Origin of the sequence: Curtobacterium luteum, from assembly GCF_014646995.1 — a bacterium.
GTDB lineage: Bacteria > Actinomycetota > Actinomycetes > Actinomycetales > Microbacteriaceae > Curtobacterium > Curtobacterium luteum.
Genome location: NZ_BMOI01000006.1, coordinates 95,336 through 112,630, shown reverse-complemented (window position 1 = coordinate 112,630; position 17,295 = coordinate 95,336). Strand labels below are relative to the sequence as shown.

Here is a 17,295-nt window from a genome sequence, read left to right as displayed (position 1 = left end):
TCACTGGTTCCGTTCTCTTCCTCATTCGTGGGTCGACAGGCCGTCGACGATGGCCTCGGCGTTCGAGCTGGTCATGCCGAGGTAGGAGCTCGCCGGCCCGGTCGCGGTCAGCGACTCGGTGGCGAGCGGGGTGATGGTGACCTGGATGCCGGCCTCGTCCGCGAGGACCTCGGCGAGCCGGGCCGGCTGGGAGAGGTCGGCGAAGATCGTCGGGACGCCGGCGTCCTCGATCACGGTCGCAAGGTCGCGGAGGTCTGCGGCGCTCGGCGAGGCCAGGGTCGTGCCGCTCGGGATCACGGCACCGACGATCCGGAAGCCGTAGCGGTCGGCGAGGTAGCCGAACACGTGGTGGTTCGTCACGAGCGCGCGACGGTCGGCGGGGACGGTCGCGAACGCCGTGGCCACCTCGCCGTCGAGTGCGTCGAGCTGGGCGCGGTAGCCGTCCGCCCCCGGAGCGTCGATGCCGACCTCGTCGAGGGCGTCGTCGAGGGCCGAGACCACCTCCGCCATCCGCCGTGGGTCGGTCCAGAAGTGCGGATCCGGCCCGGAGTCGTCCTCGGTGCGCCAGTCGAGCACGTCGATCGCATCGCCCGCCGTGAAGACCGGCACGCCGTCCGCGGTGGCGGCCTCGACGTGCCGGGCGACGCCCTCCTCGAGCCCGAGTCCGTTCTCGACGACGAGGTCGGCGGACCGGAGCCGTGCGGCTTCCCGGGCGGAGACCTCGAAGGAGTGTGGGTCCGCACCCGCGGGCATGAGGACCGCGACGTCAGCGGCGTCGCCGACGACCTCGCTGACGACGTCACCGAGGATGTTCGTCGTCACGGCCACGAGCGGGCGGTCACGGTCGGCCGGGCTGCAGCCGGCGCTGGTCACGACGAGCCCGGCAGCGAGGACCGCGACGGCGGTGCGCACGGCGGCGGTGCCCGCCCGCGCGACGCGGGTCACCGACCGACCTCGGCGAGGGCGGCGACGGGGCGACCGAGCTCGATCGTGCGCGCCACCCGGGCGTCGTCGCCGAAGTCGATCTCGTGCACCACACCGGCCGTCGGGTCGGCGGCGTACGCCCGCTGTGCGTCGACCTGCAGGAGGGCCGGACCGTTCGCGGTGACCAGGGGTCGGGTCGTGGCGGTCCGGCCGTCCGGGGACGTCGGGTCCGCCGTCGCGACGACGACCACCCGCCCGGTGTCGTCGACCGCGACCACGTGCCCCTCGGGGTCGTCGACGGCCACGACCGCGCGGAACGGTCGTTCCGAGGGGACGTACCGCCAGGAGTGCTCCCGTGCGTCGAGCAGCCAGGCGCCGCCGTCCCCGGCGACCCCTGCGACGGTGGGCCGACCCGCCCGCGCTGCGAACGACGTCGGACGGCCCGCCGATCCCTCCGGCAGCGGGACCGTCGTCGCGCCGTCCTCGTCCACGACGACGGCGCCGTCGGAGCACCCGATCACGGCGCCCGCCCGGGTCACGATGCCGCCGGCGGGCTCCGGGCAGGCCACCGGCTCGCCCACGGCACGGCCACCCCGGTCGAGGACGGTCACCGCGCCGTCGGCCCCGGCGACGAAGCGGTCGCCGAACGGCAGCAGGACGGATGCCTCGACACGCAGGACCTCCGTGACCTCGCCCTGTCCGAGTGCCTCGCGGTCCAGTGCCACGGCCTCACCGTGGTCCGGCCAGGTCAGCGTGGTCGTCGTCTCCGAGGAGTGCACCGCGATCGCGCCGCCACGACCGACGTGCCCGACGACCCGCGGATCGGCGGCGTAGTAGTGCGTGTGGTCGCCGTGGTCGACCGTCCACGCGCCTCCGTCGGTGATCGTCGTCCGCTCGTCGTCGGACGTGACGAGGAAGCGCCCGTCCGTCGCGGCGTGCTCCGGGGCGTCCACGTCCTGGAGCTCGGACGTCTCGTCGGTGAGCAGGTCGTGGATCGTGGTCCGGCCGTCCGGGCTGACCGCGAGGAGGCGGAGCTGCGGTTCGCCGGCCTCCCGGGCGCCCTCGACGTACCCGTGCGGGCGATCCGTCGTCGTGGTGGGTCCTGGTGTGCCCGGGTCGGACGAGCAGCCGGCGAGCAGGAGCGTCAGCCCGAGCGCAGCGCCGACGGCGGGGGTGGAGCGGTGGTTCATGAGGCCTCTCGTGGTGCGGTGGGTGCTGGGGTTCGAGTGGTCGGGGCCTGCGTGGGCGCGCGGCCGCGCAGGAGTGCAGCGGCACCGCGGGAGACCGCGACGCCGAGGACCGCGACGACGGCGATGCTCGCTCCTGCGGCGGTGCCGAGGTGCCACGAGACGAGGAGGCCGGCGAGGACGGCGGCGGCACCGATGCCGGCGCCGAGGAGCATGGTCGAGCCGATCGAACGAGACCAAGCACGGGCGGCAGCGGCCGGCGCGAGGAGCAGCCCGACGACGAGGAGCGTCCCGACGGCCCGGTACGACGCGACGACGGCGAGTGTGACCAGGGCGACGAGGACCACCTCCGCCAGGCGCGGTCGCAGCCCGAGCGTCGCGGCCTTCCGGACGTCGAACGCGGTCGCGGTGAACGGGCGGTGGAAGCAGATCGCGGTACCGAGTGCCACGGCGGCGGCCGCAGCGAGGCCGACGAGGTCCGCGGAGGTCACGGCGAGCACATCCCCGAAGAGGATCGCGGTCACGTCCGTCGCGAACGAGCGCGACCCGGACACGATGATGACGCCGAGGGCGAGCATGCCCACGAACAGCAGGCCGATCGACGAGTCGTAGGACAGCCGAGCATGCCGCCGCAGTGCGCCGACGCCGAGGACCATGGCGCCCGCGCTCGCCGCGGCACCGAGGACCGCGGGGAACCCGGTGAGGGTCGCGACCGCGACACCGGGGAGCATGCCGTGCGCGAGCGCCTCGCCGAGGAAGGCCATGCCGCGGACGAGCACCCAGGTGCCGACGACCGCGCACAGCACCGCCGCCAGTGTGCCGCCGACGAGGGCGCGCAGCATGAAGTCGACGGAGAACGGGTCGGTCAGCCAGGTCACGGACCCAGACGCTACATGAAAATGACTATCAATACTGATAGCGTGCTCAGGTGCCGCTCTCCACGACCATCGAGCTCTCCGGCGTCGCCCTGCACCGGGACGGGCGTCGCGTCCTCGACGGACTGCACGCGACGTTCCGGTCCGGCGAGGTGACGGCGCTCACCGGACCGAACGGATCGGGGAAGTCGACGGTGCTCGACGCGATCGCGGGTGTCGTGCCGTGGTCTGCCGGACGGGTGACGGGCCTCCCGGCCGACGTCGCCTACGTGCCGCAGTCCGTCCCGCCCACCGCGCTCCCGCTGACCGTGCGCGACGCTGTGGCGATGGGGCGGTGGCGGGCGCGACCGTGGTGGCGCCCGTCGACGCGACGCGACCGGTCGGTCGTGGAGGCGCAGCTCGAGCGCCTGGCCGTCGCCGACCTCGCGGACCGCTCGTTCGACCGACTGTCGGGCGGACAGCGGCAGCGCGCTCTCGTCGCGCTCGGGCTCGCACAGGAGGCCGCGGTGCTGCTCGTCGACGAGCCCACTGCCGGTGTCGACGCGGCATCCGCGGCGCTCGTCGTCGCCGCGCTGGCGGAGGAGGCCCGCGGCGGGGTGGTCGTCGTGCACGCAGCACACGATCCGGTCGCCGTAGCGGCCGCTGACGCCCTTGTCGCGCTCGGTCAGCCCTCGGCGTCGCCGGCCTGCTCGTAGAGGCTCGTCGCGAGGTCGCTCAGCAGGCTGGCCAGGTCGCCGTCGTGCGTGTCGTCGACCGCCGTCAGCAGGTCGGCGTACCGCTGCCGGTACCGACCGACGACCGCATCGCCCTCCGATGTGAGCCGGAGGAGCGATCCGCGACGGTCGTTCGGGTTCGGCGCGCGCTCGACCAGGCCGGCCGCCACCATGCGGTCGACCATGTTCGTGACGGCACCGGAGGTGAGTCCGAGGTACCCCGCGACCTCGGTCGGGGTCGAGTAGCCCGTGTCGTCGATGAGCACGAGGGCGCGGAGGGCGTTCTCGTGCACGCCCGCGCCGGCGCTGAGTTGCCGGACGAGCACCGCGTTGGCGCGCACGACCGCCTCGAACGCGCTGATGAGTTCTGCGGGGTCCGCGTTCCCTGCTCGGGTCACAGGTGGCTCCACTCCGGGTCGGGAGGGGCCGTCCGTGGCGTCCCTCGCACTGGGGACAGTACACGAGTGGCCAAGTTGGTGAATGGTTGAGTATCTTTATGAGTGAAGCAAGTGAACCCGAGCCATTTGCTCCGCGACCGTACGACCGCAGAACGAGGAGGCCCCCGTGTCCGACAGACCCCGCACATCGCCCGTGCAGTGGCGCCGGTACGTGCCGGTCGGGCTGCTCGCCGGCATCGCCGCTGCCGTGGTCCTCTCGCTGTCGCTCACCGGTTCACTCGCCGGCGGGTAGCACGCACCACCGAGCCGGCGGCCCTCGATCGCTCCCCCCATCGAGCGAGTGCCGCCACCCCCGGCGACGCCTGGTCGCGCCCCCCCTCCGATCAGGCGTCGCCACCTTCCCCTCGCCCCACCCGCACCGGCGGCGCTCGACCGGCCCCCCCACCGGCCGAGCGCCGCCTGCCGTGTCGCGGCCGCGGCAACGGGCCGACGGCGTCGACGTGCTCGCTGGTCGACGGGGCATCGCGGCGACCGCCCCGGGGGTCCCGGTGCCGACTGACCGGTGTTGCCGCTCGTTCGGGTCGGGCGGCAGCACCGGTCGTCCGGCGGACGGCCCGCAGGGTGACGGGCCGGGCTCCGGGTCGGCGGCCCGCAGGGTGACGGGCCGGGCTCCGGGTCGGCGGCCCGCAGGGTGACGGGCGCGCGGACACAGCAGTGCCGGGTGCGACGATAGGCGCAGGCGCTAAGCGGAGTCAACTCTCCACTTGAATCGGACAGCTAGGGTCGGAGCATGTCCGCTGCCGAGCGTGCCCGTGCCGAGCGCATCGAGGTGCGCCGGAGCCGCGAGTCCATCCTCGCCGCGGCCGAGCGGCACTGGGCGGTCCACGACGCCGACCCATCGATGGCCCAGCTGGCGAAGGACTCGGGCGTCGGCATCGCGACGCTCTACCGTCGGTTCCCCGGCATCGACGAGGTGATCCGGGCCCTCCACGCCCGACTCGTCGCCGAGTTCGCCTGCATCGAGGAGGCGGTGGCGGTGCAGCCCACCGCGTGGGACGGCGTCGTCGCGCTCGTGACCGGCATCGTCGACGTGCTGCAGGATCACCCGGCGATCCCACGACTGAACCGCAAGATGGTGGCCCTCGACGACGACCGGCAGTTCAGCGACGGGTGGGCGGACCGACTCGCGGCGCTGGTCACCGCGGCCCAGGCCGAGGGACGTCTGCGGCCCGACGTCAACGCGAACGACGTCACCTTCGCGGCGTTCCGCATCGGGAGCTACTCGAACCTCCCGCCGGACGAGGCGGGACGGATCCTCGGGCGGCAGATCGGGATCGTCCTCGACGGGCTGCGCGCGGACGGCGGGACACGCCCGCTGCCGGGCGGACCGATCGCGATGGACGACCTCCACCGCGTCTTCCGCTACGAGGTCGAGCACCCCGTCGACTAGCGGCCGGTCAGCCGACGGCGTCGACGGCCCGTCGGGCGGCGGCGACGACCTCGGCGTCCGTGACGAAGTGCGCGGACCCGTCGTCGGACCCGCCCATCGGCACCCCCGCGTGGGCGCTGCCGGATGCGCGGCGCTTCGCCGAGAGGTGGACGGCCGCGGCACCGGTCGCGACGAGTGCCGGGACGTCCGCGGGGGTGACGCCGGCGCCGGCCATCACCTGGACCGACCCGGCGGCGTCCACCATCCGGGTGATCGTGCCGGCACCTGCGACGGCCGTCGACGCCCCGCCGGACGTCAGGACACGGGTGAAGCCGAGGTCGTGCAGTGCCGCGGCCGCTCGGACCGGGTCTGCGGTGTGGTCGACCGCGCGGTGCAGGGTGACCTCCGCGACGGCGCTCACCGAGCGTGCGGCGTCGACGAACCGACGGAGCGCGTCGACGTCGAGCGTGCGGTCGGGCCGGAGCGCGCCGACCACCACCCCGGCCGCGCCGGAGCGCAGCACCGTCCGCACCTCGCGTTCCATGAGCTCGAGCTCGCCGCGGTCGTGCACGAACCCGCCCGGGCGGCACCGGACGAGCGCGTGCGCCGGGATGCCGGTCTCGTGCACCGTCTCGACGAGGGCCTGGGACGGGGTGAGTCCGCCGAGCTCCAGGCCGACGCAGAGCTCGACGCGGTCGGCGCCGTGCTCGCGGGCGACGACGGCCCCGGCGGGGGAGGTCACCGCGATCTCGAGGGCGACGGAGGCGGTGGTCACGCGATGGCTCCGAGGGGTTCGTTCGACGGTGGGATGATCCGGGCGCCGAGGTCGGGCGCCGACGGGAACACCCGATCGTAGGGGAACATCGGGCGCTGGATCCTGTGGTGGCCGAGGCGCTCGAGGTCCTGGTCGACGCCGCCGGGCGTGAGGGCGAGCATCCAGTCCGCAGCCATGTCGAAGAGCTCGGGTTCGAGGTAGCCGATCTTCACGATCACGAGGTCGGCGTCCCGCGGAGCGAGGTCGAGGTCGGTGAAGTCGTGCTCGTGGTGGTACGGCTTCCGGAGCTTCGTGAGGATCGCGAACACCGACCCGACCTGCAGGACGACCTCGGTCTCCGCGTCCCGGTCCCCGTGCTTGACCGCGTGGACCCGCCCGGTCATGGTGATCGGCCCGGCGTGCAGGTCGTCGACCTCGGCACCCGCGGTGACGGTGACGGTCGCGCCCACCCCGGCCTCGACCGCGGTCTCCACGGCCGCGGGACCGGGAACGCTCGCGTAGATCACGGTCGGGCCGTCCGTGCTCGCGAACACTGGGTTCGCGAGCACCCGGGTGAGCCCCCACGTCATGTCCCCGGAGCCGCCCGCCGTCGGGTTGTCGCCGGAGTCGGACACGAAGAACGGCCGCGCCGCACCCGGGGCGAGCGCCGCGGTCAGACACTCGTCGAACGAACCGGTCGGGGCGACGAAGACGAACTCCTCGCGGACGTCCCAGAACGCGCGGGCGAGCCGCTCCGCACCGGCGGCGACGGCCTCGCGGTCCCACCCGGTGACGACCGTCACGGCACGGTCGCGCGGCTGGTCGGCCCACGCGTACCCGACCCAGATCGCTGCGTCGAGGACACCGGGGGTCGCCTCGACCTCCGGTACCTGCGCGTACAGCGACGCCGCGGGCTCGATGCGGGTCGAGGTCTGCTCGCCGGGGAGCAGCACGGGGATCGGGACCCACGCCTTCACGGGCCGCTGCTGCCCGACCGGTCGGGTCGTGAGCACGTCGACGAGGTTCCGGACCGCGCGTTCCTTCGTCTCGAGGGCGTCCTCGTGCGGGGCCATCCGGTAGCAGGTGACGAGGTCGACCTGGTGCGCGAGCTCGGCCGTGACGTTGCCGTGCAGGTCCATGGACGCCGACACGACGACGTCCGGCCCGACGACCGCGCGGATGCGGCCGAGCAGGTCGGTCTCGGCGTCGTCGAGCCCGTCGACGACCATCGCGCCGTGGATGTCGTACCAGAGGCCGTCGAGCTGCTCGGCGGCGGTGATCGCGCCCAGCCGGGACACGATCTCGTCGGCCAGCGATTCGTACGAGTCGCGGTCGACGACCCCGCCGGGCAGGGCGTGCCCGATGAGCGCACCCCGGAACTCGGCGCGGTCGGCGATGTCCGCGAGGAACGGGTACCGCGCGACCACCTCGTCGCCCCGGTCCGGGTGGAAGGCGGCTGCGTGTGTCCGGGTGGGCGTGAAGGTCGAGGTCTCGATGGCGAGTCCGGCGATCGCGATGACCGGACGACGTGCGGTGGGGGTGGGGTGGGACTCAGACACGGACGCTCCTCTTCCGGGCGGTGGACTGCGGGATGGGTGCGGACAGCTCCTCGAGCGAGGCCGTGAGTCCGCGCTGCAACGCGAACTGACCGGCCCCGACGAGCCCGGCGTCGGCACCGAGGGACACCGGCTCGATCGCGAGGTGCTGCGTCATGAGCGGGTGGCAGCTCTCGTACAGCTGGCTGCGGACCGCGGCGATGAACGGGTCGAGGGTGGACAGGATGCCACCGAGGTAGACGGCGTCCGGGTTGAAGAAGTTCACGTTCGCGGCGAGGACCTCACCGAGGTAACGACCGGCCAGGCGCACCGCCCGGGTCGCCTCCGGGTGGGCGTCCGAAGCGAGGCGCACGACGTCCGCCGTGGACTCGACCGCGACCCCGGCACCCGACAGGATGCGCACGAGGGCGGCCCCGGAGGCCACCGTCTCGAGGCACCCGGTGTTGCCGCACGAGCACGGGGTGTCACCGGCGGCGTCGATCCGGACGTGCGTGATGTCCCCCGCGGAGCCGGTCGCCCCGCGGTACAGGCGACCGTCGATGACGATGCCTGCGCCGATCGCCGACCCCGCCTTGATGGTGATGGTCTGGCGCCGCGAGGGGTCCTGCACGCTCTGCTCGCCGGCGGCCATGCAGTTCGCGTCGTTGTCGACGACGGCGGGGAGGCCGAACCGTTCGGTCAGCCACGCCGCCACCGGGAACCCGTTCCACCCCGGCATGCGGCTCGGGAGGTCGACGACCCCGGCCTCGACGTCGACGGGGCCGGGGAGGCTGAGCCCGACGCCGCGGAGGCCCGCGCGCCCCTGGTCGTCCGCGAGCCGCTCGAGCAGACCGGCCAGCCGTTGCAGCCCGGCGGTCGGGCCGTCCGCGAGCGCGAACGGGACGTTCGCGACGGACTCGAGCGCGCCTCCCGGCCGGACCACCCCGATGCGGGCGTGACCGCCGCCGACGTCCGCGGCGACCGCGTACTCGTCGGCGCCGCCGATCCGGAGCGCCTTGCGCGGGCGACCCCCCGTCGAGACGTCCGTGCCCTCCTCCGCGAGCAGACCGTGGGACAGGAGCTGCGCGACCACGTGGGACACCGTCGAGGGCACCGCGGCGAGCAGGGCCGCGATCTCGGTGCGGCTGGAGGCCTGTCCGGAGGCGACGAGCTCCAGGACGCGGGCACTGAGGTCCGGCACGACTTTCTCCAATCCGGTGGAAAGCGGTCGACGACCGCCCGTGGAGCCGAGCCTAGGCGGTGATCCGACCCGTCCACCCTTTCGTCCGTTCCGCAGAAACGCACTATTTACACGGAGATGTTTGTTTTTCCAACGGCTTTGGTCATTGACTGTCCCCGTGCCGACCGGCACGCGTGCTCCACACCCCGACACTTCCCACGCACCAGGAGACACACATGACCAAGCCCCGTCGCTGGGCGCTCCTCACCGGAGCCGCGATCGCCGTGAGCGCGCTGCTCGCCGGCTGCTCCGGGGGCGGCAACGCCTCGTCCGGCAGCAGCAACGCCGACGAGATCGACTACGCGCTGCCGGCGAACTTCACGCCGAACTGGATCCTCCCGATCGGGACGGCCGCCCACCTCAACACGAACAACGGCTCGATCGCGCAATCGCTGTACGAGCCGCTCGTCGCCTACGACGGCTCGACGGGCAAGATCGCGTGGAACAAAGCCGGATCCGTGGCCACCGACGCCGCGTTCGCGAAGGACGGCAAGAGTGTCGAGGTGACCCTCGGCGACCGCCACTGGTCGGACGGCAAGCCGATCACCAGCCGCGACGTCGAGTTCTGGTTCAACCTCATCAAGGCGAACAAGGACCAGTGGGGCTCGTACTCGAAGGGCAAGGCGCCCGACAACTGGACGTCCTTCACGACGGTGGACGACACCCACTTCACGATCACGTTCGACAAGGCGTACAACGCGGACTGGATGCTCGCGAACCAGCTGAGCCACATCGTCCCGCTGCCGCAGCACGCGTGGGACAAGACGAGCGCGAGCGGCTCCGTCGGAAACGCGGACGAGACGACGGCCGGCGCGAAGGAGGTCTGGAAGTACCTCAACACCGCCGCGGGCAAGATCTCGGACTACGCCAGCGACGACCTGTGGAAGACGATCTCCGGCCCGTACGGCGTGAGTGCGTTCACCACCGCCGGCAAGGTCACCCTCACCGCGAACACGAAGTACGACGGCGGCGAGAAGCCCTCCATCACGACCGTGAACCTGCTGCCGTTCACGTCCGCGGACGCCGAGGTCAACGCGGTCCGCTCGGGCGGTGTCGACTACGGCTACATCAACGCCACCGACATGGACCAGAAGCAGTCGTTCGAGGCCAAGGGCTACGAGGTGCAGCCGTGGACCGGCTGGGCGATCACGTACATGCCGTACAACTTCAACAACCCGACGATGGGGGCGGTGTTCAAGCAGCTGTACGCCCGCCAGGCCGTGCAGATGTCGATCGACCAGACCTCGCTGTCGAAGGTCGTCTTCAACGGCACCGCGACCTCGACCTACGGCCCGATCCCGCAGGCGCAGGAGTCCGACTACGTCTCGAGCGTCCAGAAGGACAACCCGTACCCGTTCAGCACGTCGAAGGCCAAGGACCTGCTGACCAGCCACGGCTGGGAGGAGCAGGGCGGCACGATGGTCTGCACCGACCCGGGCACCTCCGACAGCCAGTGCGGCGAGGGCGTGGACAAGGGCACGAAGTTCACGATGAACGTGCTCTCGCAGTCCGGCTCGACCGTGACCGACAACATGATGAGCGCGATCCAGTCCTCGCTCGCGAAGACCGGCATCGGCTTCACGATCAAGACCGCGCCGGTGTCGAGCGTCCTGTCGCAGACCCCGACCTGCACGAGCGACGAGGCCAGCTGCGACTGGGACCTCTCCTTCTTCGGCACCGCGGGCAGCTGGTACTTCCCGGCCTACCCGACCGGTGAGTCGCTGTTCCAGACCGGTGGGTCGGCGAACTTCGGCTCGTACTCGAACAAGGAGGTCGACCAGCTCATCGACGCGACCACCACCTCGACCGACTCGTCGGCCGTCCAGGCCTACAGCGCGGCCGTCGCGAAGGACCTCCCGGTGATCTGGCTCCCCGAGCCCGACTACCAGATCTCGGTCGTCAAGAAGGGCCTGACCGGGTTCGACCAGGACTCCCTCGCGAACTTCCACCCCGCGCAGTGGAAGTGGAGCAAGTAACACCAAGGACAGCCGGGAGGCGCGGTGCGCGTCCGACGCGCACCGCGCCTCCCTCCCGGCTCACGTCCCCGACCCGACCATCGGAAGCCGCATGACCACAGCCCTGTACCTGCTCCGGCGCGTGCTGCAAGCACTCGCCGTTGTCCTCATCGTCACGATCGTCGTGTTCTGCCTGCTGCACGCCCTGCCGGGCGGACCCGCCCGCGGCGTCCTCGGCGTCTCCGCGACGCCGGCGCAGATCGCCGCCTTCAACCAGTCCCAGGGACTCGACCAGCCGCTGCCCGTGCAGTACCTCCGGTTCCTCGGTCGTCTGCTCACCGGCGACATCGGCATGTCGTACACGCTCAACGAACCGGTCTCGCAGCTCATCGCCGAGCGCCTGCCGAAGACCCTCGTGCTCACCGGGATGTCCGCCGTCCTCGGGCTCGTCATCGCGATCCCCGTCGGCATGTGGCAGGCCGTGCGCCGCAACGGTGCCGTCGACTACGCCGCCACCGCGCTGGCGTTCGTGTTCTACTCGACGCCCGCGTTCTTCCTCGGGCTGCTCCTCATCATCGTGTTCAGCCAGCAGCTGCCGTGGCTGCCCGCGCAGGCGCCGAGCGGCACCACCCTCGCCGAGGTCTTCCAGGACCCGGCCGGCCTCGTGCTGCCGGTGGTCACGGGCGCACTCGCGATGATCGCCGTGTTCAGCCGGTACATGCGGGCGTCGACGCTCGAGAACCTGCAGGAGGACTACGTGCGCACCGCCCGGGCCGGTGGCGCGTCGACGGTGACCATCCTCCGGCGGCACGTCTTCCGGAACTCCCTGACCCCGGTCGTCGCGATGCTCGGGTACTACCTGCCCGTGCTGTTCGGCGGCGCGCTCGTCACCGAGCAGCTCTTCAACTACCCCGGCATGGGTCTGCTGTTCTGGAACGCCGCGCAGACCTCGGACTACCCGACCCTGCTCGGCTGCGTCCTCGTCATCTCGATCGCGACCGTGGTGGGCACGCTGCTCGCCGACGTCGCGCAGTCCGTCATCGACCCGCGAACGAAGGCGAGCCGCGCATGAGCGTCGTCACGTCCCTCATCGACACTGCGCCCACCAACGACGGGATGGGAGTCCGCGCATGAGCGTCGTACAACTGGCACCCGAAGCCCCGGGCGCCCCCGTCACGGTCGCATCGACCGGCTGGCGGCTCGCCGCCCGGCGCTTCCGCCGCAACACCCTCGCGGTGATCGGCCTCGTCGTCATCGTCGTGGTCATGCTGTTCTGCTTCGTCGGTCCGTTCCTGTACCCGACCGACCAGACCCACACCCAGTTGGACCAGGTGAACCTCGCCCCGGGTGCCGCGCACCTGCTCGGCACCGACGCCGTCGGGCACGACGTCCTCGGCCGCCTCATGTTCGGCGGGAAAGTGTCGCTCTTGGTCGGCATCGCCGCGGGCATCCTGGCGACGGTCGTCGGGACGCTCTGGGGCTCGGTCGCCGGGTACGTCGGCGGTTGGGTCGACGCCGTCATGATGCGGGTCGTCGACGCCGGCATCGCGATCCCCGCGCTCTTCATCCTGCTCGTCATCTCGGCGATCACGACCCCCGGTGTCTGGGGACTCATCGTGATCCTCGGGCTGGTCTCGTGGCTCGTGCCCTCCCGACTCATCCGCGCCGAGACCCTGACGCTGAAGAACCGCGACTACGTCCTCACCCTCCGCGCCATCGGCGGCTCCCACGCCCGCGCGATCCGTCGGCACCTGCTGCCGAACTCGGTGTCGACGATCGTCGTCGCGGCGACGTTCCAGGTCGCGGACGCGATCCTGCTCGTGGCGTACGTCTCGTACCTCGGGCTCGGTGTCCAGGCACCCGCGACCGACTGGGGCGGGATGCTGTCCGCCGGGCTGACCTCCGCCTACTCCGGGCGGTGGTGGCTCATCGTCCCGCCGGGACTCGCCGTGATCCTCGTCGTCTGCGCGTTCAACGCGGTGGGCGACGGGCTCCGGGACGCCTTCGACGTGAGGGGCCGCTGATGTCCATCCTGACCACCACCGACCTCGGGATCACCTTCGCCACCGAGTCCGGCACCGTCGACGCCGGCCGCGGGGTCACCCTGCACGTCGAACCCGGCGAGACGCTGGCGCTCGTGGGGGAGTCCGGCTCCGGCAAGTCGACCGTCGCGCTCGCCGCGATGGGCCTGCTGCCCGGCAACGCCACCGCCACGGGCAGTGCCGTCGTCGACGGCCACGAGGTGGTCGGCGCCCCCGAGCCCGCCCTCCGGTCCCTCCGCGGGTCCACCGTCTCCATGGTCTTCCAGGAGCCCGCCACCGCCCTCGACCCCCTCACCCGGGTCGGCGCGCAGATCGCCGAGGTCATCCGGAACCACCAGGACGTGTCCGCGACCGACGCGGCGGCGCGCGCGGTCGAGCTCCTCGAACGGGTCGGCATCCCCTCGCCGGCGGCGCGTGCGAAGGCGTACCCGTTCGAGCTGTCCGGTGGGCAGCGGCAGCGGGTGGTCATCGCCATGGCGATCGCGAACCAGCCGAAGCTCCTCATCGCGGACGAGCCCACGACCGCGCTCGACGTGACCGTGCAGGCCGAGATCCTCGAGCTGCTCCGCGGGCTCGCCGCCGACACCGGCACGGGCGTGCTGCTCGTCACGCACAACATGGGCGTCGTCGCGGACTTCGCGGACCGGGTCGCGGTGATGCTGCAGGGGGAGATCGTCGAGACCGGCCTGGTCGAGGACGTCCTGCTCCGCCCGCAGCACGACTACACGAAGCGGTTGCTCGCGGCGGTGCCGCGGCTGACGGTGGCGTCGGCCCCGACGGGCACGTCGTCCACGTCGTCGGCTCGGTCCGATCCGGCCGGGAGGCCCGACACGGCCCCGGTGGTCGACCTGCGGGACGTCTCGGTGACGTTCGGGCGCGGGGCACGCGCCGTGCACGCGCTGCGCGGCATCGACATCGCCGTCCACGCCGGCGAGACCGTCGGGCTCGTCGGGGAGTCCGGCTCGGGGAAGTCGACCGCCGCCCGCGTGGCCCTGGGGCTCGTCCGGCCGACCGCGGGCAGCGTGCACCTGTTCGGCACCGACCTCGTCCGCTCCCGCGGTCGCGCCCGTCGCGCGCTGCGGTCCGGGATCGGTGTGGTCCTCCAGGACCCGGTGGCGTCGCTCGACGCCCGGATGTCGGTCGCCGAGTGCATCGCCGAGCCCCTCGCCGTGCACCGCCGCGGGATGTCCTCGGCCGACAGGCGTCGCCGCGTCGACGAGGTGCTCGACGCCGTCCGCCTCCCGCGCACCCTGGCGTCCCGCGCACCCCGGGAGCTCTCCGGTGGCCAGCGGCAGCGGGTGTCGCTCGCGCGGGCGCTCGTGCTGTCCCCGCGGCTGCTCGTGGCCGACGAGCCGACGAGCGCGCTCGACGTCAGCGTGCAGGAGACCGTGCTCGACGTGCTCCGCCAGCTCCAGGCCGACCTGGGCTTCGCCTGCCTGTTCGTCTCGCACGACCTCGCCGTCGTGCAGCAGTTCGCCGAGCGTGTCGTCGTGATGCGCCAGGGCGGCGTCGAGGAGCAGGGGCCGACCGGCGCCACGCTCGTCCACCCGGAGACCGACTACACCCGACGCCTGCTCGCCGCGGTCCCCGTGCCCGACCCCGTCGTGCAGCGTCGTCGCCGCGCCGATCGTCTCGCGGCCCTCGGGACGGTGACCGCGTGAGCGCCGAGGTGCTCGCCGGCATCGACGTCGGCGGGACGAACACGAAGGTGCTGCTCACGACGCCGGACCTCGAGGTCGTCGACCGCGTCGACCTGCCGACGCCCGCGCACGCGGGCGGCGCGGCCATCGTCGCGACCGGTGTCCGTGCCGTGACGGACCTGCTCGACCGGCACCGGGCCTCCTTGTCGGGTGTCGGGGTCGGCGCAGCCGGCGTCGTGGACGCCGCGACCGGCACGGTCCTGGTGACCGGGAACTCCTTCACCGGCTGGGCCGGGTACGGCGTGACCGCGGCCGTCACCGGAGCACTCGGCGTGCCCGCGACCCTCGACAACGACGTGAACGCGTTCCTCCTCGGCGAGGTCGCCACCGGCGCGGTCGCGGGCGAGCCGGACGTGCTCGGGATGACGCTCGGGACCGGTGTCGGCGGGGCGCTCGTGCTCGGCGGATCCCTCTTCGCCGGACCACGCGGCGCCGCGGGGGAGATCGGTCACGTGCCGGGCTTCGGCGACGCGGTGTGCACGTGCGGCCAGGTCGGACACCTCGAGACCCTCGCGGGCGCCCGGGGCATCGCCGACCGCTACGAGGAGCGGTCCGGCCGGCGCCGCTCCGTGCGCGAGGTCGCCGAGGCCGCGCGAACCGGCGACGCCGACGCCGCCGAGGTCTTCGCGCGCGCCGGGTGGGGGCTCGCCCGCGCCGCGCTGCTGACCGCTGGGGTCCTCGACGTGACGACCGTCGTGATCGGCGGGGGGATCGCCCGGTCGTGGGACCTCCTCGAACCCGCGATCACCGCGGCCATCGAGGCCGAACCCCCGGTCAGTGGCGCACCGATCCGGCTCGCGCTGTCCACGCTGGGGTCCGACGCCGTCGCGCTCGGTGCGGCGGCGCAGGTGCGGGACGTCGTGTTCGGGGCTGCGCCCGTCGTGTGACGCGGGTGGCGGTCACGGGCCGGCGACACCGACCTGGGGCGGGTGCTCGACCACCTCGGCGGCGCCCGCCTTGTCGAGTGAGCCCGGGAAGTTGAACCGGGCGAACCGGCCGGTCGGGTCGTGGACGCTCGATGGGCGGGTGATCGACGATCCGGCGAGCGCCGCGAGGAGCGCATCGCGGTGCGCCCCGGTCGCGGTGGCCTCGCGACCCTCCCTGATGACGAGCACCACCGTGCGCCGCTTGCGGATCCCCAGACGGATCGAGAGCAGGTCCGGATCCAGGTTCGTGAACGGCTCCAGTTCCGCGAAGTCCACCGCGGAGAACGGCACGACCCTGCCGCGGAGCCGCACGAGGCCGCGTTCGCGGTCGATCGCGAAGGGCCGTGACACGAGGTGGAGCACACCCCACGCCGCGAGCAGGACGAGTCCCCAACCTGCGAACCAGATCGGGACCGCGATCCACCCGAACGACTGGAACGGAGACGGACCGCCCTTGCTCATGAACGCCGAGGCCGTCCCGAACGCCAGGACGAACGGCCACAACCGTCCGAGTCGACGGTGGATCACCCGCCGCTTCGGTCCGTCGTCGAACTCGACCCAGTCGCCCGCCACGGGCCGGACGGTACCCGCCCGCATCCTCCGCCGACCGGCAGGGTGCATGCGCGACAGCCTCATCGACATTCGTTCAGGCTGTGGATGCTGTCACGGCGTGTGCAGCCCCGTGCCCCTGAACCGGCGCGGAGCAGCTCCCGAGCATCGTGGCCGCATGAGCCAGTACGACAAGCGCGACCCGAACACCCTCTACCCCGCACCGCCGTACCCGGAGCAGGAACAGTCCCTGCCGGGCGCCGCCTGGAAGATGGACCCGCAGCCCGACCACGGCGAGCAGAGCTACGTCGGCAAGGAGCGACTGACGGGGTACCGCGGCATCGTCACCGGCGCCGACTCCGGCATCGGCCGTGCCGCCGCGATCGCACTGTCCCGCGAGGGCGCCGACCTCGTCCTGTCCTACCTGCCCGACGAGCAGGAGGACGCCGAGCAGGTCCGCGACCTCCTCGAGGGCGAAGGGCGCCGCGCCGTGCTGTTCCCCGGTGACATCTCCGACGAGCAGTACTGCAAGGACCTCGTGCAGAAGGCCGTCGACGAGTTCGGCGGCCTCGACACGCTCGTGATGGTCGCCGGTCGCATGGACAGCAACGACGACGTCCTGACGCTCACCACCGAGCACTTCGACTCCACCTTCAAGACGAACATCTACTCGCTGTTCTGGCTCACGAAGGCCGCGGTGCCGCACCTCGAGCCCGGTTCGACCATCGTGACGACCGGTTCGATCCAGGCGAGCACGCCGTCACCGGACAAGATCGACTACGCGATCTCGAAGAGTGCCGTGAAGACCTTCACCGAGGCCGTCGCCCAGCAGCTCGCGCCGAAGGGCATCCGCGTCAACTCGGTCGCACCCGGTCCGGTGTGGACCCCGCTGCAGCCCGGTTCGGACGACGCCGAGACCGTCGCGCACTTCGGGGAGTCGTCGCCGTTCGGTCGCCCGGGGCAGCCCGCGGAGCTCGGCGCCGCCTACGTCCACCTGGTCAGCCCGGAGTCGAGCTACCAGTCCGGCTCGACCATCACCATCGCGGGCGGGACCCCCGCGTTCTGACG

At 72.5% G+C, this 17,295-nt stretch carries 17 protein-coding genes; 9 read left to right on the top strand and 8 right to left on the bottom strand.

Annotated features, from left to right (window positions below):
• Nucleotides 1–21: 21 nt before the first annotated feature.
• The 3 genes from IEY20_RS08510 to aztB are packed head-to-tail and all read right to left on the bottom strand — an operon-like array spanning nt 22 to nt 2,989.
• The gene (locus tag IEY20_RS08510; protein WP_372379195.1) at nt 22–945 is read right to left on the bottom strand and encodes a metal ABC transporter substrate-binding protein; all 924 of its coding nucleotides are present in this window, start codon (nt 943–945) and stop codon (nt 22–24) included.
• Nucleotides 942–2,114: an ABC transporter gene (locus IEY20_RS08505; protein WP_175327922.1), complete on the bottom strand. Its 1,173-nt coding sequence runs from the start codon at nt 2,112–2,114 to the stop codon at nt 942–944. Before IEY20_RS08505 ends, IEY20_RS08510 begins: the two co-directional genes overlap by 4 nt.
• Nucleotides 2,111–2,989, bottom strand: a complete 879-nt coding sequence (gene aztB, locus IEY20_RS08500; protein ID WP_175327921.1) for a zinc ABC transporter permease AztB — start codon at nt 2,987–2,989, stop codon at nt 2,111–2,113. The genes IEY20_RS08505 and aztB overlap by 4 nt, the downstream gene beginning before the upstream one ends.
• A 50-nt stretch (nt 2,990–3,039) precedes the next feature.
• On the opposite strand from aztB, the gene IEY20_RS08495 reads away from it, so the two are divergent.
• Nucleotides 3,040–3,681 carry a metal ABC transporter ATP-binding protein gene (locus IEY20_RS08495; RefSeq protein ID WP_022902758.1) on the top strand — a complete coding sequence of 214 codons (642 nt, stop codon included), beginning with the start codon at nt 3,040–3,042 and terminating at the stop codon, nt 3,679–3,681.
• Here the strand turns inward: IEY20_RS08495 and IEY20_RS17290 are convergent.
• Nucleotides 3,651–4,097, bottom strand: a complete 447-nt coding sequence (locus IEY20_RS17290) for a MarR family winged helix-turn-helix transcriptional regulator (protein ID WP_022902757.1) — start codon at nt 4,095–4,097, stop codon at nt 3,651–3,653. The genes IEY20_RS08495 and IEY20_RS17290 overlap by 31 nt on opposite strands.
• A 166-nt stretch (nt 4,098–4,263) precedes the next feature.
• On the opposite strand from IEY20_RS17290, the gene IEY20_RS17285 reads away from it, so the two are divergent.
• Complete coding sequence (locus IEY20_RS17285) at nt 4,264–4,389, top strand: hypothetical protein (RefSeq protein ID WP_268239150.1); 126 nt, start codon at nt 4,264–4,266, stop codon at nt 4,387–4,389.
• A gap of 498 nt (nt 4,390–4,887) precedes the next feature.
• On the top strand, nt 4,888–5,547 hold the full coding sequence (locus tag IEY20_RS08485) for a TetR/AcrR family transcriptional regulator (protein WP_175327919.1): 660 nt from the start codon (nt 4,888–4,890) through the stop codon (nt 5,545–5,547).
• Nucleotides 5,548–5,554: 7 nt separating this feature from the next.
• Here the strand turns inward: IEY20_RS08485 and IEY20_RS08480 are convergent, their stop codons facing one another.
• The 3 genes from IEY20_RS08480 to IEY20_RS08470 are packed head-to-tail and all read right to left on the bottom strand — an operon-like array spanning nt 5,555 to nt 9,016.
• Nucleotides 5,555–6,301 (bottom strand): copper homeostasis protein CutC, encoded by a 747-nt coding sequence (locus tag IEY20_RS08480; protein WP_175327918.1) that lies wholly within the window; start codon nt 6,299–6,301, stop codon nt 5,555–5,557.
• Nucleotides 6,298–7,839 (bottom strand): M81 family metallopeptidase, encoded by a 1,542-nt coding sequence (locus IEY20_RS08475; protein ID WP_175327917.1) that lies wholly within the window; start codon nt 7,837–7,839, stop codon nt 6,298–6,300. Before IEY20_RS08475 ends, IEY20_RS08480 begins: the two co-directional genes overlap by 4 nt.
• Complete coding sequence (locus tag IEY20_RS08470; RefSeq protein WP_175327916.1) at nt 7,832–9,016, bottom strand: ROK family protein; 1,185 nt, start codon at nt 9,014–9,016, stop codon at nt 7,832–7,834. Before IEY20_RS08470 ends, IEY20_RS08475 begins: the two co-directional genes overlap by 8 nt.
• Before the next feature lie 215 nt (nt 9,017–9,231).
• On the opposite strand from IEY20_RS08470, the gene IEY20_RS08465 reads away from it, so the two are divergent.
• The 5 genes from IEY20_RS08465 to IEY20_RS08445 all read left to right on the top strand — a co-directional run bounded on the left by IEY20_RS08465 (nt 9,232) and on the right by IEY20_RS08445 (nt 15,639).
• Nucleotides 9,232–11,031 (top strand): peptide ABC transporter substrate-binding protein, encoded by a 1,800-nt coding sequence (locus IEY20_RS08465; RefSeq protein ID WP_022902751.1) that lies wholly within the window; start codon nt 9,232–9,234, stop codon nt 11,029–11,031.
• Nucleotides 11,032–11,122: 91 nt separating this feature from the next.
• Nucleotides 11,123–12,082: an ABC transporter permease gene (locus IEY20_RS08460; RefSeq protein ID WP_022902750.1), complete on the top strand. Its 960-nt coding sequence runs from the start codon at nt 11,123–11,125 to the stop codon at nt 12,080–12,082.
• 58 nt (nt 12,083–12,140) lie between these two features.
• Entirely contained in the window at nt 12,141–13,034 is an 894-nt protein-coding gene (locus IEY20_RS08455; RefSeq protein WP_175327915.1) for an ABC transporter permease, read from the top strand.
• Nucleotides 13,034–14,713 carry a dipeptide ABC transporter ATP-binding protein gene (locus tag IEY20_RS08450; protein ID WP_188889049.1) on the top strand — a complete coding sequence of 560 codons (1,680 nt, stop codon included), beginning with the start codon at nt 13,034–13,036 and terminating at the stop codon, nt 14,711–14,713. The genes IEY20_RS08455 and IEY20_RS08450 overlap by 1 nt, the downstream gene beginning before the upstream one ends.
• The gene (locus IEY20_RS08445; protein ID WP_022902912.1) at nt 14,710–15,639 is read left to right on the top strand and encodes an ROK family protein; all 930 of its coding nucleotides are present in this window, start codon (nt 14,710–14,712) and stop codon (nt 15,637–15,639) included. The genes IEY20_RS08450 and IEY20_RS08445 overlap by 4 nt, the downstream gene beginning before the upstream one ends.
• Before the next feature lie 12 nt (nt 15,640–15,651).
• On the opposite strand, the gene IEY20_RS08440 is transcribed toward IEY20_RS08445, so the two are convergent.
• Nucleotides 15,652–16,251, bottom strand: a complete 600-nt coding sequence (locus IEY20_RS08440; protein WP_175327913.1) for a hypothetical protein — start codon at nt 16,249–16,251, stop codon at nt 15,652–15,654.
• 154 nt (nt 16,252–16,405) lie between these two features.
• On the opposite strand from IEY20_RS08440, the gene IEY20_RS08435 reads away from it, so the two are divergent.
• Entirely contained in the window at nt 16,406–17,293 is an 888-nt protein-coding gene (locus tag IEY20_RS08435; RefSeq protein ID WP_175327912.1) for an SDR family oxidoreductase, read from the top strand.
• The last annotated feature ends 2 nt before the right edge of the window (nt 17,294–17,295 follow it).